The sequence below is a fragment of the Brachybacterium paraconglomeratum genome (genome assembly GCF_039541415.1).
Lineage (GTDB): Bacteria > Actinomycetota > Actinomycetes > Actinomycetales > Dermabacteraceae > Brachybacterium > Brachybacterium paraconglomeratum_A.
The window spans coordinates 16,409-39,757 of sequence record NZ_BAABGE010000003.1 but is presented as its reverse complement, the minus strand read 5'-3'; the positions used below and the strand labels follow the sequence as shown (position 1 = coordinate 39,757).

Below are 23,349 nucleotides of genomic sequence, written 5' to 3'. Positions count from 1 at the left end.
GCGGCGCATGCCCGAGCCTGCTGCTTCCGCCTCCGTGCGCACCGCCTCTGCCCTTGATCGCCTGGCCGACGAGTACGTCGAGCTGAGCGCCCGCCTGGACCCGTTCCTCGCCACCTCGCTCGGCATCCCCGGCTACGACACCGAGGTCACCGAGTACTCCCCGGCTGCCGTCGACGAACGCACCGGGGCCGCACGGACCCTGCTGTCACGCATCGCCGAGGTCCCCGACCAGGACGCGGTCGACAACGTCACCAGGGCCGCGCTCACCGAGCGCCTGGGCCTCGAGATCGAGCGCGCAGAGCAGCGACTGGACATCGCGACCGTCAACAACCTCGCCTCCCCGCTGCAATCCCGTGACGTGCTGGACCAGATGCCCACCGAGTCCGCCGCGGACTGGCACGTGATCGCCCAGCGCATGCAGGCGATGCCCCGCACTCTCAGCACCTGGGTCCAATCGCTGCAAGAGGCTGCTGAGCACGGGGTGCTCTCCTCCCGCCGCCAGCTCCTGCTCGGCGCGGTGCAGGCCCGCGGCTACGCCGCTGAGGACGGCTTCTTCGCCGGCTTCGCCCGGGACGCTGTGGGCGATGACGCCCAGCGCTCACAGGTCACAGAGGCGGCCCGCACCGCCGCCCAGGGCTACCTCGACCTTGCCGACCAGCTGGAGACGCTCGCCCCCCGCGCCCCCGAGCACGACGCCGTCGGGCGGGACGCCTACGCCCTGGCCTCCCGCACCTACCTGGGGACCGATATCGACATCGACGAGACCTACGCCTGGGGCATCGAGGAGCTGCGCTCCGTGGTCGCCGAGCAGGAAGAGGTCGCGGAGCGCATCAACACCCGCGCCGGCAATGGCGGTGGTCGTTCCGTCGACGCCGCCAAGGAGGCGCTGAACACCGACCCTGCCCGGATCCTGCACGGCACCGAGGAGCTGCGCAGCTGGATGCAGAACCTCAGCGACCGTGCCATCGAGGACCTCGCCGGCGCCCATTTCGACATCCCCGAGCCGCTGCGTCGGCTCGAATGCAAGATCGCCCGCACCGGCTCCGGCGGGATCTACTACACCGGCCCCAGCGAGGACCTCACCCGTCCCGGCCGGATGTGGTGGGACGTCCCGACCGGGACCACCGAGTTCCACACCTGGCTGGAGACCACCACCGTCTATCACGAGGGGGTCCCCGGACATCACCTGCAGGTGGGCACGCAGACCCTCCAGGCGAGCACGCTGAACCGCTGGCGCGCCATGATGTGCTGGGTCTCCGGCCACGGGGAGGGCTGGGCGCTGTACGCAGAGCGGCTGATGGATCAGCTCGGCCATCTCTCCGATGACGGCGACCGGCTGGGGATGCTCGATGCCCAGCGTCTGCGCGCGGGCCGGGTGGTGCTGGATGTCGGCCTGCATTGCGGCCTGCCGATGCCGGAGGGGCTCGCCGGCTCCGCGGGTGGTGCCTGGAGCTACGAGAAGGCCTGGGACTTCATGAGCGCGCATTGGGGCGTGACCGAGGCGGAGCAGCGCTTCGAGCTGAACCGCTACCTGGGCTGGCCCGGCCAGGCACCGTCCTACAAGATCGGGCAGCGGGTCTGGGAGCAGCTGCGCGCCGCGACCCCCGAGCCCGCCAGAGACTTCCACCGTCGCGCCCTGCAACTGGGCAGCCTGCCCCTGTCCGTCCTCGAGGAGGCCATGTCATGACCCACGCCCAGACCGCTGCCGATGCGGTGATCGATCCCACCGTCGACTCCGACTACGACCCGTTGCTGCTGCTCGCCTCCGCCTCGGCGGGACGCCGCGCCACCCTCCGCGCGGCGCGCATCGAGCACTCCGCGCTGCCGGTGGACCTCGATGAGGACGCGATCCTCGCCGCCGCCCGCGAACGCGCCTCCGCCTCCGGGGATCCCGGCGACCAGCTCACCGCGGAGGAAGAGGTGCTGCTGCTGGCCCGGGAGAAGGCCCTGGCAGCCACCGCTCGCAGCGAGGGCGGCTATGTGGTGCTGGGCTGCGATTCGATGCTCGAGCTGGACGGCGAGATGATCGGCAAGCCACTGACCGCAGAGCGTGCCCGGGACCGCTGGCAGGCCATGCGGGGGCGCACCGCCGTGCTCCACTCCGGGCACTGGATCGTGGATGACCGCGACGAGGAGGACGGCGGCACCGGCGCGACCTTCGGCGCGTCGGCAAGCTGCCAGATCACCTTCGCCCAGCTCAGCGACGACGAGATCGATGCCTATGTGGCCACCGGCGAACCCCTCGGAGTGGCTGGCGGCTTCACCATCGACGGGATGGGAGGCCCCTTCGTCGAACGCGTCGACGGCGACCCGCATGCCGTGGTCGGCCTCTCCCTGCCGCTGCTGCGCAGGATGCTCGACGACATCGGCCTGGGCATCCACCAGCTGTGGGGCGAGACCCCGGCTGGCAACCCTGCGGGCCCTGGCACCGCCTGATCGCCCGCGGTACTAGACTCGGCCACTGCTGACTCCCGGAAGGAACCCCCGCCAATGCCCGCACGCTCCTCCAAGCCCCGCCCCCTGTCCACGGTGCTCATCGCCAACCGTGGAGAGATCGCGGTGCGGGTCGCACGGGCCTGCCGGGACGCCGGGCTCCGCTCCGTCGCCGTCTACGCCGATCCCGATCGCGATGCCCTGCACACGCAGATCGCCGACGAGGCCTATGCGCTGGGTGGCAGCACCGCCGCCAGCTCCTACCTGGTCGTCGACAAGATCCTGGATATCGCGAAGCGCTCCGGTGCCGACGCGGTCCACCCCGGTTATGGATTCCTCTCCGAGCGCTCCGACTTCGCTCAGGCGGTCATCGACGCCGGTCTGACCTGGATCGGTCCGCCGCCCTCCGCCATCGAGAAGCTCGGCGACAAGGTCTCTGCCCGGCATATCGCGCAGAAGGCCGGCGCCCCGCTGGTCGCCGGCACCAAGGACCCGGTGAAGAACTCCGACGAGGTCGTCGATTTCGCCCGCGAGCATGGCTTGCCGATCGCGATCAAGGCGGCCTTCGGCGGCGGCGGTCGCGGCCTGAAGGTGGCCCGCGAGGAGTCCGAGGTACGGGAGCTGTTCGACTCGGCCGTGCGTGAGGCCGTCTCCGCCTTCGGCCGCGGAGAGTGCTTCGTCGAACGCTTCCTCGACTCCCCCCGCCACGTCGAGACCCAGTGCCTCGCCGACATGCACGGCAACGTCCAGGTGGTCTCCACCCGTGACTGCTCGCTGCAGCGCCGCCACCAGAAGCTGGTCGAGGAGGCGCCCGCGCCCTTCCTCACCCCGCAGCAGAACGCCCAGCTGATCTCCTCCTCGAAGGCGATCATGCGGGAAGCCGGTTATGTCGGAGCAGGCACCTGCGAGTTCCTGGTCGGCAAGGACGGCACCATCTCCTTCCTCGAGGTCAATACCCGACTCCAGGTCGAGCATCCGGTGACCGAGGAGATCGCAGGGGTGGACCTGGTGCGCGAGCAGCTGCGGATTGCCGCTGGCGAGCGCATCAGCGACCAGGACCCGATCGTGCGGGGCCACTCCTTCGAGTTCCGGATCAACGGCGAGGACCCGGGCCGCGGCTTCATGCCCGCGCCCGGCCGGATCCAGCGTTTCGACGCGCCCTCCGGCCCCGGTGTCCGGGTCGAGACGGGAGTCCGCACCGGAGACGAGGTCTCTGGCGCCTTCGACTCCATGCTGGCCAAGCTCATCATCACCGGTGCCACGCGCCAGGAAGCGCTCGAGCGCTCCCGCAGGGCGCTCGCGGAGTTCACGATCGAAGGGATCCCGACCGTGCTCCCCTTCCACCGCAAGGTGGTCGAGGACCCGGCCTTCGCACCGGAGGATCCCGAGCAGGCCTTCTCCGTGCACACCACCTGGATCGAGTCCGCCTTCGTCAACGATCTCCCGGCCGCCCCGCTGCCCTCTCAGCCCGAGGAGGCGGAGGACCGCGAGGCCGTGGTGATCGAGGTCGACGGCCGCCGGGTCGAGATCAGCCTTCCCGCCTCGCTGCGTGCGCCGCAGGCCGCGGTGCGCCAGCGCCGCAAGCGTCAGCATCGGGCCTCCGGTGACGGGGCTGCCGCTGGCGGCAACAGCGTCTCCGCACCGATGCAGGGAACCATCGTGAAGGTCGTCGCCGAGGAGGGGCAGTCGGTCTCCGATGGTGACCTGCTCGTGGTGCTCGAGGCGATGAAGATGGAACAGCCCATCACCGCGCACCGTTCCGGTGTCGTCAAGGGTCTGAATGCGGAGATCGGCGCCACCGTTTCGGCCGGCGCCGTGCTCTGCCAGATCGACGACTGACGAGCGGACCTCGCACCGACTGACGCTGGCTGGCGCCTTCTGGTGCCGCCTGACGCTGGCAGGCGCTAGCTGACGCTGGCTGGCGCCGTCGAGATCGACGTTCGGACCAATATCCCCGCACGTTCCTGTACGGAACGTCGATCTCGAGCCTGGTGCCCTCGGGTCTGGCGCCGTCTGGCGCCGCCCGGTGCCGTCTGACGCTGGCTGGCGCCGTCGAGATCGACGTTCGGATCAATATCCCCGCACGTTCCTGTACGGAACGTCGATCTAGAGCCTGGTGCCGTCGGGCCTGGCGCCGTCAGGCCTGGAGCCGCCCGGTGCCGCATGGGCCGCCTGGTGCCGCATGGGCCGTGCAGCCTGCTCAGGCCTCCACGTCGAGCACCCGCTGCCGGGCGACCTCGGCCAGGGAGCCGGTGAGCGAGGGGTAGATGGTGAACGTGCCGGCGACCTGCTCGGCGGTGAGTCGGTGCGCGACGGCGAGGGTATAGGGCAGGATCAGCTCGCTGGCACGGGGCGCGACCACCACCGCGCCGACCACGGTGTGGGAGCCAGGGCGCACGATCAGCTTCACGAACCCCTCGGTGATCCCCTGCATCTTCGCGCGCGGGTTGGTGTCCAGTCCCAGCACCAGCACTTCCCCCGCCGCCTCCCCGTCGAGCACCTCCTGCTCGCTGACCCCGACCACCGCGATCTCGGGGCTGGTGAAGATCGCCGAGCAGACCTGGGTGGCGATCAGCGGAGAGACCGCATCGCCGAGGGCGTGATGCATCGCGATCCGGCCCTGCATCGCGGCGACGGAGGCGAGCGGGTACACACCGGTGCAGTCCCCGGCGGCGTAGATCCCCCGCACCGAGGTGCGGGAGACACGGTCGGTCTCGATGTGTCCGGAGTCCTGCACCCGCACCCCCGCCGTCCACAGCCCCAGGTCTGAGGTCCACGGGATGCCGCCCAGGGCCATCAGCACATGACTGCCGGTGATCTCCTCGCCGGAGGTGAGGGTCACCACCACGCCTTCCTCACTGCGCCGGGCAGTGGCGGCGCGGGAGCGAGAGCGCACGGTGACGCCGCGACGTGCGAAAGCGTCCTCGAGCACGTCAGCGGCATCCGCATCGCTGCCGGGCAGCACCTTCTCGCGGGAGGAGACCAGGGTGACCTCGCTGCCGAGCGCCCGGTAGGCGCTTGCGAACTCGGCGCCGGTGACCCCCGAGCCCACCACGATCAAGTGCGCGGGCAGGCAGTCCAGCGCGTACAGCTGGGTCCAGTTCAGGATCCGCTCTCCGTCGCACGGGGCGCTGTCCAGCTCCCGCGGACGCGCACCGACGGCCAGCAGGATCACCTCGGCCTCGTGCTGGGCGATCCGCTGCCCGGCAGGGTCGAGGACCTCGATCCGGTCCGGGCCGTCCAAGCGGCCGCGTCCCTCGATGATCTGCACCCCGGCCTCCTCTAGGCTCGTGCGGATGTCAGAGGACTGCGCCGCGGCGAGCTCGCGGACGCGCTGGTTGACGGCCGCGAGGTCCACGTTCAGCGTGTGGGCGGTGGGCGCGGAGCCGGTGTCGGCGTCACGGATGCCCAGCTGTTGGGAACCGGCGACCTGATCGAGGACGTCGGCGGTGGCGATGAGGGTCTTGGACGGCACCACATCGGTGAGGACGGCGGCTCCCCCGATGCCGCGCTCCTCGACCAGGAGGGTCTCGGCGCCATGCCGGGCAGCGGTGAGGGCGGCCTCATAGCCACCCGGGCCGCCACCGATGATCACCACCCGGGGCCGTCCACCGGTGTCGGGGAGGCGTCGAGGGTCGGACGGCAGGGCTGTGCTGGGATCACTCACCCCGCCATTGTGGCAAAGACAGGGCCGGTCAGGGATCGGTTCGGGAGCAACCGAGCATTCGACCACCGAATCACAGCACAGTGCAAGAGTGTCTCGCCGATGTGACCGGGCGCAGTACCCCACGAGGTGCTTCACTGCGCTACCTTCTGACCATGACTGCTTCCGCATCCGACCCGTATCAGCTCGCCCGCGACGCCGCCGCCGCGATCGCCGAGACCAGCGGGGTTCCCGCCCACGATCTCGCCCTGGTGCTCGGCTCCGGCTGGGCCGAGGCCGCCGACCTGCTCGGCGAAACCGTCTGGCAGGGCGACGCCACCACCATTCCCGGGTTCCGTCCACCCGCTGTCGCCGGCCACATCGGGACCTTGCGTTCGGTGCGTGTCGAGGGCACGGGGGCGCGTGCGCTCGTGCTCGGAGCACGCACGCACTTCTACGAGGGGGCAGGGGTGGATGCCGTGGTCCACGGCGTCCGCACCGCTGCTGCGACCGGCGCCCGCACCATGGTGCTGACCAACGGCTGCGGAGGCATCGACCCGTCCTGGGCTCCCGGCACCCCGGTGCTGATCCGCGACCAGATCAACTTCACCGGGGCCACTCCCCTGGTCGGCGCGAACTTCGTGGATCTCACCGATCTGTACACCCCTGCGCTGCGGGATATCGCCCGCGAGGTCGATGCGAGCCTCGCGGAGGGCGTGTACATGCAGTTCTCCGGACCCAGCTACGAGACCCCGGCGGAGGTGCAGATGGCCAAGGCTGTCGGGGCGAACCTGGTCGGCATGTCCACCGCGCTCGAGGCGATCGCCGTGCGTGAGGCGGGGATGGATCTGCTGGGGATCTCGCTGGTCACCAATCTCGCCGCCGGGATCAGCGGTGAGGCCCTGAGCCACCAGGAGGTGCTCGAAGCAGGCCGCGCCGCCGGCCCGCGCATCTCTCGGCTGCTGGCGGAGACCGTTCGCCGGATCACGGGCGCGGCGAGCGGCCATGATGCGTCGGGCGACAGCGACACAACGGGCGGGACCGGCACCATGAGCGGATCCGGCGGCGCCGCATGAGTCTCGCGGCCAGCCTGCACCTGCAGATCCAGGACTGGATCCAGGATGATCCCGATCCTGCGACGCATGCCGCGCTCTCGAGCCTCCTCGAGCAGGCGGAGTCCGGCAGCGAGGTGGCGCAGGAGGAGCTCTCCGACGCCTTCGCCGCCGATCTGCAGTTCGGCACCGCTGGGCTGCGGGGGCGGATGGCGCCGGGCCCGAACCGGATGAACCTCGCGGTGGTCTCCCGCGCGGCGCGCGGGCTCGCCGATCACCTGCTCGGTGATCTCGAGCTGACGCAGCCGCTGGTGGTCATCGGTTTCGATGCCCGGTACAACTCCGAGGACTTCGCTCGCCGCTCCGCCGCGATCATGGTCGCCGCCGGCTGCCGAGTCCAGCTGCTGGAGCGTTTCGGTCCCACTCCCCTCGTGGCCTTCGGTGTGCGGCAGCTCGAGGCCGACGCCGGCATCGTGGTCACCGCCTCTCACAATCCTCCGGCGGACAACGGCTACAAGGTCTACCTCGGCGGCCGCGCCGCTGAGCCCGACGGCCGCGGCGTGCAGATCGTGCCGCCCTCTGATGTACAGATCGCCGCTCGCATCGCCGCCGTCGGCCCTGTGCGGGAGATCCCTGTCGCCGATTCCGGCTGGGAGCTGCTGGGCGAGCAGCTGCGCGAGGACTATCTCGCAGCGATCTGCGAGCTGCCCTCGGAGAGCGGCCCCCGCGACGTGCGGATCGTGCACACGGCGATGCACGGCGTCGGCACCGAGCTCGCCCTGGCGGCCCTGCACCGCACCGGCTTCACCGACGTGCATCCGGTCGCGAAGCAGGCCGACCCCGACCCCGACTTCCCCACCATCGCCTTCCCGAACCCCGAGGAGCCCGGCGCGATCGACCTCGCACTCGAACTGGCCCGCACCCTCGAGGCCGATGTGGTGATCGCCAATGATCCCGATGCGGACCGCTGCGCGGCCGCGGTGCTCGATCCTCATCTGCAGGACTGGCGGATGCTCACCGGCGATGAACTGGGCGTGCTGCTCGGCGATCACCTGGTGCAGCGGCACGGCTACCGCGGCGTCCTGGCCCGCTCGATCGTCTCCAGTCGGTGGCTCGGTCGAGTGGCCGAGGACGCGGGTCTGGAGGCGACGGCCACGCTGACCGGGTTCAAGTGGATCACTCGCGCCCCGGGGATCGCCTTCGGATATGAAGAGGCGATCGGGTACTGCGTGCTGCCCGAGGTCGTGCGCGACAAGGACGGACTCTCGGCGGCGCTGATGGTCGCGGAGATGGCGGCCCTGGCGAAGGCCGAGGGCACCACGCTGGTCGGGCGGCTCGACCAGCTCGCTGCGGGGCATGGCCTGCACTCGACCGCGCAGCTGTCGATCCGTGTGGAGGACCTGTCGCTGATCGGTCTGATGATGGAGCGGCTGCGGACTGCCCCACCCACGGCGCTGCTGGGCTCGCGGGTGCTGGAGAATCAGGACCTCTCCCAGGGATCGCTGGAGACCACCGGGCTGCCGCCGACCGAGGGCATGCTGCTGCGCAGCGAGGACGACACCCGGGTGGTGGTGCGGCCCTCCGGGACCGAGCCGAAGCTCAAGTGCTACCTCGAGCTGGTCACGGCATACCCCGAAGGGGCCAGCGCCGCACAGATCAGCGAGATCCGAGGCAGCGCCGGGGAACGTCTGGAGCAGCTGAAGGACGAGTTTCGGCTGGTGCTCGGAGCCGCCTGAGCGGCTCCGAGCCCGGAGGTCGAGGTCCAGCCGGTCATGGGCGCTATGCCCAGCTCTGAGTGCTTCGACCCCTCAGTAACCTGAGCCGGTGCCGCCCTCGAGGATCGCCCTCGAGGAGGACAGTCCCAGTCGGCTGGCGCCCGCGGCGACCATCGCCTCGGCAGCCTCGCGGGTACGGATCCCGCCGGAGGCCTTGACGCCCAGCCGGTCGCCGACGGTGCTGCGCATGAGCTGCACGGCATGCTCGGTGGCGCCCCCGGCAGGGTGGAAACCGGTGGAGGTCTTCACGAAGTCGGCGCCAGCACGCTCCGCCGCCTCGCAGACCGCGACGATCTGCTCGTCGGTGAGAGCGGCCGACTCGATGATCACCTTGAGCACCACCGGGGCCGGTGCGGCTTCACGCACGGCGCGGATCTCCTGCTCGACCGCCGCGAACTCACCCGCTCGTGCGAGCCCGACGTTGATCACCATGTCAACTTCGTCGGCCCCCTTCGCCGCGGAATCGGCGGCCTCAGCGGCCTTGACGGACGGCGCGTGCTGCCCCGAGGGGAATCCGCACACGGTGGCGACCTTGACGGAGGTCCCGAGCGGCAGCATCGAGGGCGAGACACAGACGGAGTAGGTGCCCAGCTCCTCCGCCTCGCGCAGCAGTGCGGTGACGTCCGCAGTCGTGGCTTCGGGCTTGAGCAGGGTGTGGTCGATCAGGGCGGCGAGCTGGTCGCGGTCGAGTGTGGTCATGCAGTGATCTTGGCAGAACACCCCTGTCTCGCGCATCCGCACCGGCCTCGATCAGGTCACGACCGCCCGCCACACCTCTCTACCTATATGATAGGTTGCGATTCTTCGATGCGACGCGGCATGCAGGCCGCGTGATGCATCCACCATCTGTTCAGGCCCGAGGAGATCCGTCGATGTCGACGTCCACACCCCCACCCCACACCGCGGCGAGCGCACCGAGAGCCACCACTCTCAGCGCTGACGTCGATCCCTATGTGATCGACGGCGCACTGATCGCCGAGCCGCCTCGCAATTTCCGCGGGAAGCTGCGTTTCCTGGGCCCGGGAATGATCACCTCCGCCGCGGTCGTCGGCTCCGGCGAGCTGCTCACCGCGACCACGCTCGGCGCCCAGGTCGGCTTCATGCTGCTGTGGCTGGTGCTGGTCTCGACGTTCCTCAAGGTGTGGGTGCAGATCGAGCTGGCGCGCTGGTCGATCTCCACCGGCCGCGTCGCCCTGGACGGATACAAGGACGTGCCCCCGAAGATCGGCGGTCGCGGCTGGATCTCCTGGCTCGTGCTGTTCATGTTCCTGCAGTTCTTCATCGGCCAGGCGGGCGTGATCAGCGCCTCCGCCTTCGCCTTCAGCACCCTGTTCCCGATCGGCCCGGACCCCTATTCGCTGCTGTCGATCGGTGTGTGGGTAGCGATCCTGGTCGTCGTCGCGATCGCGATCCATGCCGCGAACCGCTACGCGGTCGTCGAGAACATCTCCACCGTGCTGGTGCTGCTGGTGACCGCCTTCGCGATCACCATGGTGTTCCTCCTGAACGGCACCGAGTTCGCCTGGAGCCTCGCCGACCTCGGCGACGGCATGCGCTTCGAGATCGCGGCGGGCGCCTTCGGCGTGGCACTGGCGATGTTCGGTATGACCGGCGTGGGAGCGGGCGAGACCACCGCCTACACCTACTGGGTGGTAGAGAAGGGCTACGCCGCCTGGACCGGCCCCAACGACGGCTCCGAGAGCTGGGTCGCCCGCGCCCGCGGCTGGATCTCGGTGATGAAGGTCGACGCCTGGGTCTCCTGGGTCATCTACACCGTCTCGACCGCCGCGTTCTACATCCTCGGTGCCGCGGTGCTGCACCCGCAGGGCCTGGTTCCCGAGGGCAACGACGTCATGCTCACCATCTCCTCGATCTTCGACTCGGCCGTCGGCCGCTGGGGCGGGGTGCTGTTCCTCATCGGTGCGGGACTGGCAATGTTCAAGACGATCCTCGCCAACGTGCCGAGCCTCGGCCGGCAGGTAGGCCACACGCTCGCGATCTTCGGTGCCTACGACTGGAATGACCAGCAGGCACGCATCCGCTGGCAACGCGTCATCATGATCATCCTGCCGATCGGCTGGGGCATCCTCGGCACCGCGGTCTCCTCTCCGCTCGCGCTGGTGATCATCGCGGGCATCCTCAACGCGATCTTCCTGATCGGCGTTGCGGCGGCGACGATGTATCTGTCCTACAAGCAGACCGATCCGAGGATTCGAGACGGTGCGCCCACCATGGTGATGCTGTGGATCTCGGCGATCGCCATCGTCTTCGTCGGCATCTATGGTCTGCTCAACGCGTTCTGAGCGCCCCCGAACCTCACCGCGAGCGGCCCGTACGGGCCGGTCATCGGACCACAGGAGCTGCCCCATGGTTGATCTCAGTGCCACCGCCTGGAAGCACCTCTCCGCCCCCATGAAGGACACCCCCGGAGAGCATCTCGCGCGCGGCTCGCTCGCTGACCGTGCCCGCGAGGCCATGCTGGGGCTGATCGACGAAGAAGGCCTCACGGACGGGAATCCCCTCCCCGCCACCGGAACCCTCGCCGAGCGGTTCGGGGTCTCGCGCACCGTGATCCGGGAGGCGCTGGCCGCCCTGGCCGCCCTCGGCATCATCGAAGTCAGCAACGGGCGCAGCGCGACCGTGCGCCCGCCGGACCCCGAGCTCGTACGTTTCTACCTCAGCCGCGCGATCCGCGAGTCCCGGGACGACAGCTTCACCACGCTCATGGATGTGCGCGGCCCACTCGAGGTGCGTGCCGCGCTCCGGGCCGCCGTTCGCTTCGCCACCGGGGCCGACGAGCCAGCGGGAGGCCGGGAGCGCCTGGAATCCCTGCGCGGGAAGCTGAGCGCCGCACTGCACGACTCCACGCTCTACCCGCAGCTCGACCTCTCCCTGCATCAGGAGATCGCGCAGCTCAGCGGGAACCAGGCCCTGCAGGGCCTGCTCGAGGCGGTCAGCACCCCCCTGTCCCGTGCCATGCAGGACGTGCGCGCCGCGCGCGACTCCCACGGCCTGGTCGGCTCCGAGCACACCGACCACCTGAGGATCATCGATGCGATCCTCGCCGGGAACCCCGCGTCCGCCGAAGCAGCGATGGAACATCACATGCGCGCCGTGGAGGCCTTCGAAATCATCCCCTGAACTGCCTGACCCAGCCCTGTGCTGCCCGAACGCACCGCTCCGCTGCTCCGCCAGCTGTGAGCCGCCAACCGCCACTGTGCCACTGTGCCACTGTGCCACTGTGCCACTGTGCCACTGCCACTGCCACTGCACCCACCACCGACCCGAAAGGCCCCGCATCATGCGCGCACTCGAGATCCACGGCATCGACGACCTCCGCGTCGTCGACCGCCCCGCGACAGACCCCTCCCCTGGGCAGGTCCAGATCGCCGTCGAATGGGGCGGCATCTGCGGCTCCGACATCGCCTACTGGCGCCGCGGGATCTCCGGGACCGCGGTCATGTCCCATCCGTTCGTGCTCGGCCACGAAGTCTCCGGCCGGGTGCTGCGCCTGGGTGAGGGCGTCCTGTCCCTCACCGAGGGGCAGCCGGTCACCGTCCATCCCGCCCACACCACCGGGCCGCTGCCCGAACGCCTCGGCGGCCGCGCGAACCTCCACCCGCAGCTGACCTACCTCGGTTCTGCCGCACAGGACCCGCACACCGATGGCGGCTTCGCCCAGGTGATCACCGTCGGAGCCGAGCAGGTGGTGCCGCTGCCCGAGGGCCTGGACACCCGTCGCGCGGTGCTTGCCGAGCCGCTGGGCGTGGCGATGCATGCGGTGCGCCGCGCTGGCGACGTCGGTGGCGCGCATGTGCTGGTCGCCGGCTGCGGACCTGTCGGTCTGCTGGTGATCGTCGCTGCCCGTGCCGCAGGCGCCGCCCACATCACCGCCGTGGATCTCGCCGCGCCGGCCCGCGAGCGCGCCCTCGCGGTGGGTGCCGACGAGGCGCTCGACAGCGCCGAAGGCATGCCCGACACGGTCACCGTGGCCTTCGAAGCGTCCGGTGCACCGGCGTCCCTCGATGCGATCTTCCGCTCGATCACCCGCGCCTCGGTCGTGGTGCAGGTGGGCAACCTGCCGCCGACGCAGGTCTCGGTGACGCTGGGCCCCGTGGTCTCCAAGGAGATCGACTACCGCGGCACCTACCGCTTCGTCAGCGAGATCGAGGAGGCGGTGGCGCTGCTGGCGAAGGATGACCTCGCCGAGCACGTCATCAGCCATGTCATGGACATCGAGGAGGCCGCAGCGGCGTTCACCACCCAGGTGTCCGATCCCACCAGCAGCAAAGTCGTGCTCCGGATCGGTTGAGTGACGTGCTGTGAGGAACAGCGGGGGGAACTCGGCCCGTCCAGCAGGAGTGGAACGAGTGCTGTCCTAGACTCGACGGTCGTGAGAACCTCCCCGCTGCCGTCCCCCGCCCCACGCCGGATCGTCCTGCTGACCGGCCCCTCGGGAAGTGGCAAAGGAGAAGTCGTCGAACGCTCCGGCGTGCCGGCGCTGAACCTCGATGATTTCTACCGCGAGGGTGACGATGCCTCCCTGCCGCGCCGCTTCGGCATTCCCGACTGGGATCTGCCTGCCTCCTGGGACGGTGGGGCTGCGCTGGTCGCACTCACGGCGCTGGCCCACGAGGGCGCCGCGGAGATCCCGACGTACTCGATCTCGCAGTCACGTCGCACTGGGACCGGCCGGCTCGATATCGGAGAGTCCCCGCTGTTGATCGCCGAGGGGATCTTCGCCGCTGAACTGATCGCGCCGCTCGCCGCCGCCGGGCTGCTGGCGGAGGCGATCGTGCTGGACCGGCCAGTGCCCGTGGTCTTCGGTCTGCGGCTGGCGCGGGATCTGCGCGAACACCGCAAGCCGGTGCCGATCCTGCTCCAGCGGGGCACGGCGCTGGCCCGCCAGCAGAACCGGTACGTGGAGCGCTGGAAACGGGCGGGTCTGCGCCCCTACGGCCTGCGTGCGGCGATCCGTCGCCTCCGCGAGCTGGTGCTGCTGGCCGAGGCGGAGCGGCACTGCCGGGCAGGATCGCCGGAGACCGCCCAGCTGCGGATCGCAGCGGTCTGCTTCCTGCGCGAGGCACCGGAGGGGTCCGCTCACCGCACCGAGCTGCTGTGCGTGCGCAAGCACGGCACCGGATCGTGGATGCAGGTGGGAGGGAAGCTCGACGGTCGGGAGAGCCCCCGCGAGGCCGCCCTGCGCGAGGTAGAGGAGGAGCTCGGGGTGGAAATGCACGCGTCGGATCTCGAGGAGCTCGGCGAGTTCGAGGCGATGGCGGCGAACGAGCCCGGCACCACGGTGCGCTCGAGCGTCTTCACCACCCGCGTCCCGCTGCCCTCGCCGCTGCAGGTCCGTGCCGAGCTCGCCGACCACCGGTGGATTCCGGTGACGGTCTCTGCGGCTCCGTCCGGCACCGGTCGGCTGGCGCCGCTGATGGTCGAGCACATCCTGCCCGCGTTGCGCCGCCGGGAGACGGGGACCAGGGCCGTCGGCCCCTGACGCCTGCGGCGGCCGCCCACAGCGCGCCGCTCAGCCGATGCGGTCCAGCACGATCCTGCGGGTGGGAACCTCGGTGCCCGCCGGGGCGAGGGTCCAGGATCCCTCGATCGACTCGATGGCGCGCGGCATCCGCCCGGCGGTGTCGGTGTGCAGGCGGGCGAGAACATCCCCGGCCTTCACCTGGTCACCGATATGTGCGGCGATCTCGACCCCGGCTGCGGCCTGCACGGCTTCGCCCGGACGGGAACGGCCGGCGCCGAGCCGCCAGGCGGCCACGCCCACGCCCATCGCGTCGAGTCCGGTGACCACGCCGTCCTCGGTGGCCCGGACCTCTTCGATGTGCTGCGCGGCCGGCAGCGGCGCGTCGACGTCGCCGCCCTGGGCGGAGATCATTGCGCGCCAGGAATCCATCGCCCGACCATCGGCGAGCGCAGCCTCCACATCGGGATCGTGCACCCCGGCGGCCTCGAGCATCTCGCGGGCCAGGGCGCAGGTCAGCTCGACCACGTCGGCGGGGCCCCCGCCGGCGAGCACCTCGAGGGACTCGCGCACCTCGAGGCCGTTGCCGGCGGTGCGGCCCAGCGGCGCGGACATATCCGTCAGCAGGGCGACGGTGCGCACTCCTGCATCGGTGCCGAGCGCGACCATGGTGCGTGCGAGCTCGCGGGCGTCGGCCTCGTCCTTCATGAAGGCGCCGGCACCGGTCTTCACGTCCAGGGTGAGCGCCGCGGTGCCCTCGGCGATCTTCTTGGACATGATCGAGGAGGCGATCAGCGGGATCGCCTCGACGGTGCCGGTGACATCGCGCAGGGCGTACAACTTCTTGTCCGCCGGGGCGAGGCCGGAACCGGCCGCGCAGATCACAGCACCCACGTTCTCGAGCTGCGCCATCATCTGCTCATTGCTGAGGTCGGCGCGCCAGCCGGGGATCGCCTCGAGCTTGTCCAGAGTGCCGCCGGTGTGGCCGAGCCCGCGGCCGGACAGCTGCGGCACGGCGACCCCGTAGGAAGCGACCAGGGGTGCCAGCGGCAGGGTGATCTTGTCCCCCACTCCGCCGGTGGAGTGCTTGTCGGTGGTGGGCTTCGAGAGCGCAGCGAAGTTCATCCGCTCGCCGCTGGCGATCATCGCATGCGTCCAGCGGGCGATCTCAGCACGCTCCATGCCGCGCAGGAAGATGGCCATCGCGAGCGCCGCCATCTGCTCCTCGGCGACCACGCCGCGGGTGTAGGCGTCGACGACCCAGTCGATCTGGCCGTCCTCGAGGCGTCCGCCATCACGCTTGGTGTGGATCACGTCGACGACGTCGAAGGGTTCGACGGCGTGTTTCCCGGGTCGCTCTGCGGGATCCGCTGCGGGGTTCTGGGTCATGGGTGCTCCTCGGGTCGGGGCGGGTGCCGCACTGCTTGCATCTGCAACCGCGCTGGGGTGTTCAGCGGTGCGTCGGTTCTGGTCAGGGAAGGAGATCAGCAGGTCCGAAGGCCTGGGGCAGTACGGCGTCCATTCCGCGCGGTCCCTCGGGGGTGAGGATCACGAGGTCGGGTGCCGCGTGCTCCGAGAGCAGCTGCCGGCAGCGGCCGCAGGGCATGACCACGCCGCGCTCCTCGCGGCGGAGCTGCTCGTCACCGCCGACGCAGACGAAGCGGCGCAGTCTGCCGCCGCCGCCGGCGATCAGCTCGCTGATCATCCCGCACTCCGCGCAGAGGGTGACGCCGTAGCCGGCGTTCTCGACGTTGCAGCCGCGCACCAGGCGGCCATCCTCGGTGAGACCGGCCGCCCCCACCCGGAAGTGGGAGTACGGGGTGTAGGCGCGCTCGGCGATCTCCCGTGCCACGGCGAGCAGGCGCTCGAACTCGGCGTCGTCGGGAATGGTTCGGTCCTGGTCAGAAATCCCGCCCGCTGCGGGCTCGCTGGTGCTCATGCTGTCGATGCTCTCACTCCTTGAGGTATGGCTGGCCGTCGGCCGCCGGGACCCGCACCCGGCCCACGACGCCCGCCACCGCGAACAGGGCGACGACGTACGGGAGCATCAGCAGGAAGTCACCGGGGATGGAGACTCCGCCCTCAGCGGCGGACATCGTGCCCAGGCGCAGCTGCAGCGAATCCGCGAAGGCGAAGGTGAGCGCCGCGAGGAGTGCGCCGATGGGGTGGTAGCGGCCCAGGATCATCGCGGCGAGCGCGATGTAGCCCTTGCCGGCGGACATCTCCTCACCGAAGGCGACTCCGGTGCCGATGGTGAGGGTCGCCCCGCCGAGGCCTGCGACCGCCGAGCCCAGCAGCACGTTCTTCCAGCGGGTGAGGTTCACGGCGATGCCGACGGTGTCGGCAGCCTTGGGGTGCTCGCCGACGGCGCGCACCCGCAGGCCCCAGCGAGTGCGGAACAGGGCGATGGTCAGTCCCGCGACGATGATCCACATCAGGTAGACGAGGATGTTCTGCTCGAACAGCGCGGCGCCGACCAGCGGGATGTCCGCCAGCACGGGGATCCGCAGCGTGGGCAGGCGCATCGGCGCGTTGAACAGCCCGGGGTTGTCGCTCATCACGGACCCGAAGAAGAACGAGGTGAGCCCGATCGCGAGCACGTTCAGCACCACGCCGACGATGATCTGCTGGACGTGATAGCCGACCGCGAACATGGCCAGCAGCGCGCCCATGAACATGGCGACGAGCGGGGCGGCCAGCAGACCGATCCAGACGCTGCCGGTGATCGAGCCGACCAGGGTGGCCCCGAAGGCACCGAACAGCAGCTGCCCCTCGATCGCGATGTTGATGACGCCCGAGCGCTCCGAGAGCACCCCGGACAGGGCGCCGAAGGCCAGCGGGACGGCGAGCACGATGGTGCCCTGCAGCAGGGTGGTCACATCCAGCGTGCGCTGCGAGATCACCCAGGTCATGAACGCCAGGATCCAGACCACCGCGAAGAGGGCGATCAGGGTGAGTCGTGCTCGGGCCGGCGGCCGGGCGCTGCGGGCATGCAGCACCCAGAGCGCGGCCGAGGCGAGCAGCGCGATCACGGACAGCGCGATCGCGCCGCCCATCGACGGGATGACGATCCGTTCGGGGATGAGGCCGAAGGGGTTCAGATCGCTGTCATGGACCACGACGTAGGCGGAATCCACACCCGGGATCCCGCGCAGGCCGAAGACGACCAGAGCGAGCAGGCCCATCACGGTGGTAGTGGCTGGAAGGTGCCACCAGCTCGTGGGGCGGACGTCGGTGAATGCCTTCTCCACCGGAGAGTCGTCGGCGACGACGTGAGGTGCAGTGCTCATCGCTCCTCCTCCTGGGCATCGGTGCGGTCCTCGGGCGAGTCCGCTGCGGGGGTCGGTCCGTCCGGGGAGGAAGGATCGGTGTCGTCGGTCGCGTGGGGATCTGGCGGTCCGCCGCTGGTCGCGGTGCTCGCAGCTCCGGGGGCGTCGGAGGCCTCGACGGTGCCGAGTCCGGGCTCGTCCGAGGTCGTCCCACCCGCCGCGTCGGCGGCAGCGGCAGCAGTGGCAGCGGCGCCGGAGGCGACGGCGACCTTCTCGGCACCGGTCCGGGCACGGCGGGCACCGCGCACGCGAGCGGCGGCGCCGGGATGGTCGATGCGGCGCAGGCCGATCAGCGTCCGCACCAGCGGCGGGGCGGCGATGAACAGCACCACCAGCACCTGGATCACCTGCACCAGGTCCAGCGGGACGCCCTGGTTGGATTCCATGAAGCGCCCACCCGTGGACAGCCCCGCGAAGAGCAGGCCCGCGAGCACGATACCGATCGGGCCCGAGCGGCCCAGCAGCGCCACGGTGATGGCATCGAAGCCGAGGCTCCCGGCCACACCCTCGGTCAGCCTCTGCTCGGTGCCGAGCACGTGCACGGCGCCGGCGAGACCCACCAGGGCCCCAGCGACAGCGAGCACCAGGAAGGAGGTGCGGGCCGGTGAGATCCCGGCGACCTGCGCGGCACGCGGATTGGAGCCCACGGCGCGGAAGTGGAAGCCGATGGTCGAGCGGCTCATCAGCCACCACAGCAGCACAGCCGCCCCGGCAGCGAGGAACAGGCCGGCATGGAGACGGAACCCGGAGCCCAGCAACAGAGGCAGCACCGCGTTGTCACCCACGGAGGGCGAGGTGGGCTGGGACTGGTTGACACCGGTGAATGCTGCGGTCTTCAGCGCGAAGAACAGCAGATAGGTGGCGATCCAATTCAGCATGATGGTGCTGATGACCTCGTTGGCGCCGAAACGGGCCTTGAGGAAACCAGCGATGCCGCCCCACACCCCACCGGCGAGGACGCCGGCGATCAGGCAGGCCAGCAAGTGCACCACGATGGGGAGCTCGAAGGTGAAGCCCACGTAGCCAGCGGCCATCGCGCCGGCGATCAGCTGGCCGGTACCGCCGATGTTGAACAGCCCGGCACGGAAGGAGACGGCCATCCCCGCGGACGCGATGATCAGCGGGGTGGCCACGGTGAGGGTCTCGGTCAGAGGCCGCAGCCCGGCGGAGAGAGCCGGCAACAGCACATAGGTGCCGGACCCGCCGGCTTCCCGAACGCTCTCGGCAGCCCGCGTGTAGCCGGGGATGTCGAAGATCGCTCCGCGGAACATGGCGCCATAGGCCTGGGTGACCGACTGCCAGATCGCGGACAGCGCGTCGGTGGGGCGGGAAAAGAAATAGCTGAGGGTCCCACGGACCTCCTGGTTGGCGATCACGATCAGCACGGAGCCGATCAGGAAGGCGAACACGAAGCTCATCGCCACGACCAGCAGGTCGCCGCGAGCGATCCTCTGCAGGGTCCTGGCCAGAGCGCTCTCCGCTGACTCAGCGGGCGGTGGCGGGGTGTCGGAGCTGCCGGCCCCGATGCCGGGGGCGGAGCCTGCCTCGGAGGCGGTCATGCAATATCTCCTTCGTCGGCGAGCTGGGAGTCGGCGGTGCGGGCACCGGCGGCGACGGCTTCACGGGCGGCCTCGACGCTGTAGCCGGCCATCATCAGGCCAAGCACATCGCGATCCTCGTCCCCGGGAACGATCCCCAGGATCTTGCCGCGGTACATCACGGCGATGCGATCTGCGAGCTGGGTGACCTCGTCGAGCTCGGTGGAGACGATCACCACCGGGGTGCCCTTGTCCCGCTCGTCGAGAATGCGGCGGTGGAGGAACTCGATCGAGCCCACGTCCACGCCGCGGGTGGGCTGGGAGGCGATCAGGAGGGCGAGCTTGCGGTGGAGCGCCCGGGCCATGACGACCTTCTGCTGATTGCCGCCGGACAACGTGGACACTGCGGACACTGGCGACTCGGTGCGGATATCGAACTCGGGGATCAGCTGCTCCGCGTTCTCGCGGATCGGTTTCAGCTTCATCGCTACCGCGCTGCCGAACGGCGGGCGGTCGTGCTGGTCCAGGACCAGGTTCTCGGCAACGGAGAAATCGGCGATCAGCGCGTCGTGGGTGCGGTCCTCGGGGACGAAGCCGACGCCGGCGTCGAGCACCTGCTTGGTTGTGCGGCCGACCAGTTCGCGGCCTTCGAGCTTCGCCGAGCCGTGCACGGTCTCCTGCAGCCCCAGCAGGGCCTCGGTGAGCTCGGTCTGGCCGTTGCCCTGGACGCCGGCGATCGCGAGCACCTCGCCGTGGCGCACCTCGAAGGAGACGCCGTCGAGGGTCCTGGTCCCGACAGGATCGGTGACCCGCAGGTCGGTGACCTCGAGCGCGATCTCACCGGGGGCGGCCACAGCCTTGTCCTGAGCGAGCGAGACCTGCCGACCCACCATCAGCGATGCGAGTTCCGCCTGGTCCGCGGAAGGGTCGGCCTCGCCGACGACCTTGCCGCGACGGATCACGGTGATGCGGTCGGAGACCGCCTTGACCTCACGGAGCTTGTGGGTGATGAACACGATCGAGGTGCCCTCGTCCCGCAGCTGACGCATGATCTCCATCAGCTCGTCGGTCTCGTGTGGGGTGAGCACGGCGGTGGGCTCATCCAGCACCAGCACCTCGGCGCGACGGCTGAGCGCCTTGATGATCTCGACGCGCTGCTGGGCGCCGACGGGCAGGTCCTCGACCAGTGCGTCGGGGTCCAGATCGAAGCCGAAGCGGGCGGAAATCTCGCGCACCAGCTTCCTTGCGGCGGCGAGGTCGAGCAGCCCGCCCTTGGTCGGCTCGTTGCCCAGCACCATGTTCTCGGCGACGGTGAAGACGGGGACCAGCATGAAGTGCTGATGGACCATGCCGATGCCGGCGTCCATCGCATCACCGGGGTCGGAGAAGGTGACCGGCTTGCCGTCGATGACGATCTGGCCGCCATCGGGTCGGTAGAGCCCGTACAGGACGTTCATCAGGGTCGACTTGCCGGCCCCGTTCTCGCCCAGCAGGGAATGGATCTCCCCGGGTTCGACGACCAGGTCGATGGCGTCATTGGCCACGAATCCCCCGAAGGTCTTCGTGATCCCGCGCAGTTCGAGTTTCACAGCGCTCGCTTCCGTCGGTGCAGGCCGGGTGCCCCGGCGGTGTTCACACAGCAGTGTGCAGACAGTGGTGTTCAGAAGTGGTATTCAGACAGTCGTGTTCAGACATGGGGCGCGGCCCCCGCCCTTGCAAGCGGGGACCGCGCTCCGGTCAGCAGATGCTCAGGCTCCCGCGGGAGAGGCCTCGGACTCGACGACCACGTCGCCGCTGATGATCGACTGCTCGAGGGCGTCCAGCTCCTCGGTGAGCTCGGCCGGGACATCATCCTCGAAATTGTGGAACGGGGCCAGGCCCACTCCGCCGTTCTCGAGGGTGCCGACGTACGGGGTGCCGTCGAACTCGCCACCGGCAGCACCGGCGATGACGTCCTCGACGCCCACGGTCATCTCCTTCATGACGGAGGTGAGGATGACTTCCTGGGCCTCGGGATCGGCGGAGTTGGTCTCGAAGCCGTCGGCGTCGACCCAGATAACCTTGCGGTCCTCGCCCTCCTTGGCGGAGGCCAGGGTGCCGGCGCCCACGGGCCCGGCCACCGGCATCACGATGTCTGCGCCGGCGTTGTAGAACTCGTCAGAGACTGCCTTGCCCTTGGACTGGTCCTCGAAGGTGCCGACGATGGAGCCGGACTGGGTCTCCTTGTTCCAACCGAGCACCTCGACGTCCTCGCCGTGGGTCTCGTTGTAGTGGGCGACGCCGTCGACATAGCCATCCATGAAGATGGTGACGGTGGGGATGTCCACGCCGCCGTAGGTGGCGACCTTGCCGGTCTCGGTCATGCCCGCGGCCAGGTAGCCGGCCAGGAATGCCGCCTCCGCGGTGTTGAACTCGAGGGGCTTGGCGTTCTCCAGCTCGAGCGGGGCGCCGTCGGCGTCCTGCGCGGTGGAGTCGACGATCGCGAAGTCGGTGTCGGGGTTCTCCTGCGCGGCCTTGCCGGTGGCGGGAGCAAGCAGGAAGCCGACGGTGATGATCAGATCACAGTTCTGCGTGATCATGTTGTTGATGTTCGGCTCGAAATTGGAGACGGTGGTGGACTCCGCGGTGGAATGGTCGATCCCGAGCACGTCGACGGCGTTCATCAGACCCTTGTAACTGGATTCGTTGAAGGACTTGTCGTCCCAGCCGCCGGCATCGGAGACCATGCAGGCCTTATAGTCGCTGCCGCCACCGGCATCGCTGCTGCCGTCGCCGGCGTTCTCCTCCGGGGCGGTGCCGCAGGCGGCGAGGGTCAAGGCGCCGGCGCCGACCAGGGCGAGCGCACGCGTGATGCTCTTCATGAAGGTTCCTCCGGTGGAGATACGGGGGGCCGGATACGCCCCGTGGGGTCCGTCGCGACAGCGCTGTCGCAGTGCGATCTGGACCATATCCGCGAGGAGCACCCGCGTGGGGCCGCTTCGGTCCCAGTCCGTGAACCGTTATGAAATCGACGCGGAGGTGACGTATATGGAGGATCTGCGCGCGCCGCCGAGGAACGATCCGTGACCGCTGGGTCAGACCAGGAGGAGATCCCGCGACACACATGCCGCGACGAGCACGAACGCGCCGATGCCGATCCACGCTCGCCGATCATCAGATCCTCCATGTGATTGTGGAAGGTAAGACCATCCTTAGTGCGGGTACCGAGTAGGTGGCTACGCCGGGATCGTGATCGACAACCGGGCCTCGGCCCCGGCCCGCTGGGGTACCGCAACGGTCTCGCGGGTGCAAAACACGCTGTCCGCGCTCAGCAGCGCCTGCTGGTCCGCTGCCAGATCAGTTGCCTGAGTCAGTGCGCGCGAGGCGTGTCAGCCCGCGTTCTCACTGGAACGGACGTTGCCGCGCCGAAGCCCGGCGGGGGTGGTCAACGGTGCCGAGTCCTTCGTCGAGATCGCCGTGACCATCGCATTCAGACCTTTGGTCTTGATGTAGCCATAGGCCACCCTTGTTTCCGGTAGCCGTGCAGCTCACGGATGGTGTCGCCGAGATCGACCAGCACCCGCCCCTCACCCAGCAGCGAGGACAACACGCTGGAGAGTCGGGCCTGCAGTGGCCGATCGATCCGGCCGAGCTGGAGGGCGTGGCCGTGGGCGAACGAACGCAGGAAGGTGCTCAGCGGCGAGGGAGTACGCACCTCGCCCAGCACTACGGGGATGCTGCCGGCTCGCAGGACGTCCATCCCGTCGATATCGTCCGCCCCGGCCAACATCCCCGCCAGCAGAGCGCGGGTCTTGGCCGACACACTGGGTGTGGGCACGGACAGGCACTTGTCCAACAAGCCGGAGAAACCGGCTCTGTCAGCGAGGTTCAACACCGCGGGCAGTCCCGCGGCAGACACGAGGTCCGGGTAGTCGAAAATGGGCTGGAGTCCGTGAAGTGACCGCGCATGAAGGATTCTCCCTTGGACCGGGTCGATTGGCGCGCGTGGTAACAATCATCAAAACCCTGGTGATCCCGGCCCAACGGGGCATTCTTGCGTAACTACACCACTCCCGACCCTTCCAGTCTCGCTGGATGAGGGCTGAGCCTGAGCTGAC

Annotated in this window: 18 protein-coding genes; 9 read left to right on the top strand and 9 right to left on the bottom strand. The window is 69.6% G+C overall.

The features are described from left to right. Positions 1 to 7: 7 nt before the first annotated feature. From ABD893_RS04120 to ABD893_RS04110, 3 genes are read left to right on the top strand one after another with little or no spacing between them, the layout of a single operon-like run. The gene (locus tag ABD893_RS04120) at positions 8 to 1,687 is read left to right on the top strand and encodes a DUF885 domain-containing protein (RefSeq protein ID WP_345076282.1); all 1,680 of its coding nucleotides are present in this window, start codon (positions 8 to 10) and stop codon (positions 1,685 to 1,687) included. Continuing rightward, positions 1,684 to 2,436 (top strand): Maf family protein, encoded by a 753-nt coding sequence (locus ABD893_RS04115; RefSeq protein ID WP_345076281.1) that lies wholly within the window; start codon positions 1,684 to 1,686, stop codon positions 2,434 to 2,436. Before ABD893_RS04120 ends, ABD893_RS04115 begins: the two co-directional genes overlap by 4 nt. 54 nt (positions 2,437 to 2,490) lie before the next feature. Next, on the top strand, positions 2,491 to 4,272 hold the full coding sequence (locus ABD893_RS04110) for an acetyl/propionyl/methylcrotonyl-CoA carboxylase subunit alpha (RefSeq protein ID WP_345076280.1): 1,782 nt from the start codon (positions 2,491 to 2,493) through the stop codon (positions 4,270 to 4,272). Positions 4,273 to 4,633: 361 nt separating this feature from the next. Here ABD893_RS04110 and ABD893_RS04105 read toward each other — a convergent pair whose 3' ends face one another. Next, the gene (locus ABD893_RS04105; RefSeq protein ID WP_345076279.1) at positions 4,634 to 6,100 is read right to left on the bottom strand and encodes an NAD(P)H-quinone dehydrogenase; all 1,467 of its coding nucleotides are present in this window, start codon (positions 6,098 to 6,100) and stop codon (positions 4,634 to 4,636) included. 152 nt (positions 6,101 to 6,252) lie between these two features. Between ABD893_RS04105 and ABD893_RS04100 the strand changes: the two genes are divergently transcribed. After that, a complete protein-coding gene (locus ABD893_RS04100; RefSeq protein WP_345076278.1) occupies positions 6,253 to 7,152 on the top strand; it encodes a purine-nucleoside phosphorylase in 900 nt (299 codons plus the stop codon). Then, complete coding sequence (locus ABD893_RS04095; RefSeq protein WP_345076277.1) at positions 7,149 to 8,864, top strand: phospho-sugar mutase; 1,716 nt, start codon at positions 7,149 to 7,151, stop codon at positions 8,862 to 8,864. The genes ABD893_RS04100 and ABD893_RS04095 overlap by 4 nt, the downstream gene beginning before the upstream one ends. Positions 8,865 to 8,936: 72 nt before the next feature. Here the strand turns inward: ABD893_RS04095 and deoC are convergent, their stop codons facing one another. Beyond that, positions 8,937 to 9,602: a deoxyribose-phosphate aldolase gene (deoC, locus tag ABD893_RS04090; protein WP_345076276.1), complete on the bottom strand. Its 666-nt coding sequence runs from the start codon at positions 9,600 to 9,602 to the stop codon at positions 8,937 to 8,939. Positions 9,603 to 9,775: 173 nt separating this feature from the next. Here deoC and ABD893_RS04085 point away from each other — a divergent pair, with 173 nt between their 5' ends. From ABD893_RS04085 to ABD893_RS04070, 4 genes are all read left to right on the top strand, one after another. Then, positions 9,776 to 11,206, top strand: coding sequence for an Nramp family divalent metal transporter (locus ABD893_RS04085; RefSeq protein WP_345076275.1), 1,431 nt, complete (start codon positions 9,776 to 9,778; stop codon positions 11,204 to 11,206). A 64-nt stretch (positions 11,207 to 11,270) separates the two neighbouring features. Then, positions 11,271 to 12,044, top strand: a complete 774-nt coding sequence (locus ABD893_RS04080) for a FadR/GntR family transcriptional regulator (protein ID WP_345076274.1) — start codon at positions 11,271 to 11,273, stop codon at positions 12,042 to 12,044. Positions 12,045 to 12,204: 160 nt separating this feature from the next. Beyond that, positions 12,205 to 13,215: an L-idonate 5-dehydrogenase gene (locus ABD893_RS04075; RefSeq protein ID WP_345076273.1), complete on the top strand. Its 1,011-nt coding sequence runs from the start codon at positions 12,205 to 12,207 to the stop codon at positions 13,213 to 13,215. A gap of 81 nt (positions 13,216 to 13,296) precedes the next feature. Further along, positions 13,297 to 14,406 (top strand): NUDIX domain-containing protein, encoded by a 1,110-nt coding sequence (locus ABD893_RS04070; protein ID WP_345076272.1) that lies wholly within the window; start codon positions 13,297 to 13,299, stop codon positions 14,404 to 14,406. 30 nt (positions 14,407 to 14,436) lie between these two features. Here the strand turns inward: ABD893_RS04070 and ABD893_RS04065 are convergent, their stop codons facing one another. From ABD893_RS04065 to ABD893_RS04035, 7 genes are all read right to left on the bottom strand, one after another. Beyond that, a complete protein-coding gene (locus tag ABD893_RS04065; protein ID WP_345076271.1) occupies positions 14,437 to 15,774 on the bottom strand; it encodes a thymidine phosphorylase in 1,338 nt (445 codons plus the stop codon). A gap of 82 nt (positions 15,775 to 15,856) precedes the next feature. After that, the gene (locus ABD893_RS04060; protein WP_345076270.1) at positions 15,857 to 16,324 is read right to left on the bottom strand and encodes a cytidine deaminase; all 468 of its coding nucleotides are present in this window, start codon (positions 16,322 to 16,324) and stop codon (positions 15,857 to 15,859) included. Between the two features lie 13 nt (positions 16,325 to 16,337). Continuing rightward, positions 16,338 to 17,675 carry an ABC transporter permease gene (locus ABD893_RS04055; protein WP_345076269.1) on the bottom strand — a complete coding sequence of 446 codons (1,338 nt, stop codon included), beginning with the start codon at positions 17,673 to 17,675 and terminating at the stop codon, positions 16,338 to 16,340. Further along, positions 17,672 to 19,273, bottom strand: coding sequence for an ABC transporter permease (locus ABD893_RS04050; protein ID WP_345076268.1), 1,602 nt, complete (start codon positions 19,271 to 19,273; stop codon positions 17,672 to 17,674). Before ABD893_RS04050 ends, ABD893_RS04055 begins: the two co-directional genes overlap by 4 nt. Continuing rightward, positions 19,270 to 20,841 (bottom strand): ABC transporter ATP-binding protein, encoded by a 1,572-nt coding sequence (locus tag ABD893_RS04045; protein ID WP_345076267.1) that lies wholly within the window; start codon positions 20,839 to 20,841, stop codon positions 19,270 to 19,272. Before ABD893_RS04045 ends, ABD893_RS04050 begins: the two co-directional genes overlap by 4 nt. A 159-nt stretch (positions 20,842 to 21,000) precedes the next feature. Further along, complete coding sequence (locus ABD893_RS04040; RefSeq protein ID WP_345076266.1) at positions 21,001 to 22,113, bottom strand: BMP family lipoprotein; 1,113 nt, start codon at positions 22,111 to 22,113, stop codon at positions 21,001 to 21,003. A gap of 608 nt (positions 22,114 to 22,721) precedes the next feature. Then, complete coding sequence (locus ABD893_RS04035) at positions 22,722 to 23,069, bottom strand: hypothetical protein (RefSeq protein WP_345076265.1); 348 nt, start codon at positions 23,067 to 23,069, stop codon at positions 22,722 to 22,724. Between the last annotated feature and the right edge of the window lie 280 nt (positions 23,070 to 23,349).

Excerpts from the sequence above, each read along its gene's own strand:
- deoC (WP_345076276.1), bottom strand. The coding sequence starts at position 9,602 with ATGACCACACTCGACCGCGACCAGCTCGCCGCCCTGATCGACCACACC.
- ABD893_RS04120 (WP_345076282.1), top strand. The coding sequence starts at position 8 with ATGCCCGAGCCTGCTGCTTCCGCCTCCGTGCGCACCGCCTCTGCCCTT.
- ABD893_RS04110 (WP_345076280.1), top strand. The coding sequence starts at position 2,491 with ATGCCCGCACGCTCCTCCAAGCCCCGCCCCCTGTCCACGGTGCTCATC.
- ABD893_RS04085 (WP_345076275.1), top strand. The coding sequence starts at position 9,776 with ATGTCGACGTCCACACCCCCACCCCACACCGCGGCGAGCGCACCGAGA.
- ABD893_RS04055 (WP_345076269.1), bottom strand. The coding sequence starts at position 17,675 with ATGAGCACTGCACCTCACGTCGTCGCCGACGACTCTCCGGTGGAGAAG.
- ABD893_RS04080 (WP_345076274.1), top strand. The coding sequence starts at position 11,271 with ATGGTTGATCTCAGTGCCACCGCCTGGAAGCACCTCTCCGCCCCCATG.
- ABD893_RS04040 (WP_345076266.1), bottom strand. The coding sequence starts at position 22,113 with ATGAAGAGCATCACGCGTGCGCTCGCCCTGGTCGGCGCCGGCGCCTTG.
- ABD893_RS04100 (WP_345076278.1), top strand. The coding sequence starts at position 6,253 with ATGACTGCTTCCGCATCCGACCCGTATCAGCTCGCCCGCGACGCCGCC.
- ABD893_RS04065 (WP_345076271.1), bottom strand. The coding sequence starts at position 15,774 with ATGACCCAGAACCCCGCAGCGGATCCCGCAGAGCGACCCGGGAAACAC.
- ABD893_RS04115 (WP_345076281.1), top strand. The coding sequence starts at position 1,684 with ATGACCCACGCCCAGACCGCTGCCGATGCGGTGATCGATCCCACCGTC.
- ABD893_RS04095 (WP_345076277.1), top strand. The coding sequence starts at position 7,149 with ATGAGTCTCGCGGCCAGCCTGCACCTGCAGATCCAGGACTGGATCCAG.
- ABD893_RS04075 (WP_345076273.1), top strand. The coding sequence starts at position 12,205 with ATGCGCGCACTCGAGATCCACGGCATCGACGACCTCCGCGTCGTCGAC.
- ABD893_RS04060 (WP_345076270.1), bottom strand. The coding sequence starts at position 16,324 with ATGAGCACCAGCGAGCCCGCAGCGGGCGGGATTTCTGACCAGGACCGA.
- ABD893_RS04050 (WP_345076268.1), bottom strand. The coding sequence starts at position 19,273 with ATGACCGCCTCCGAGGCAGGCTCCGCCCCCGGCATCGGGGCCGGCAGC.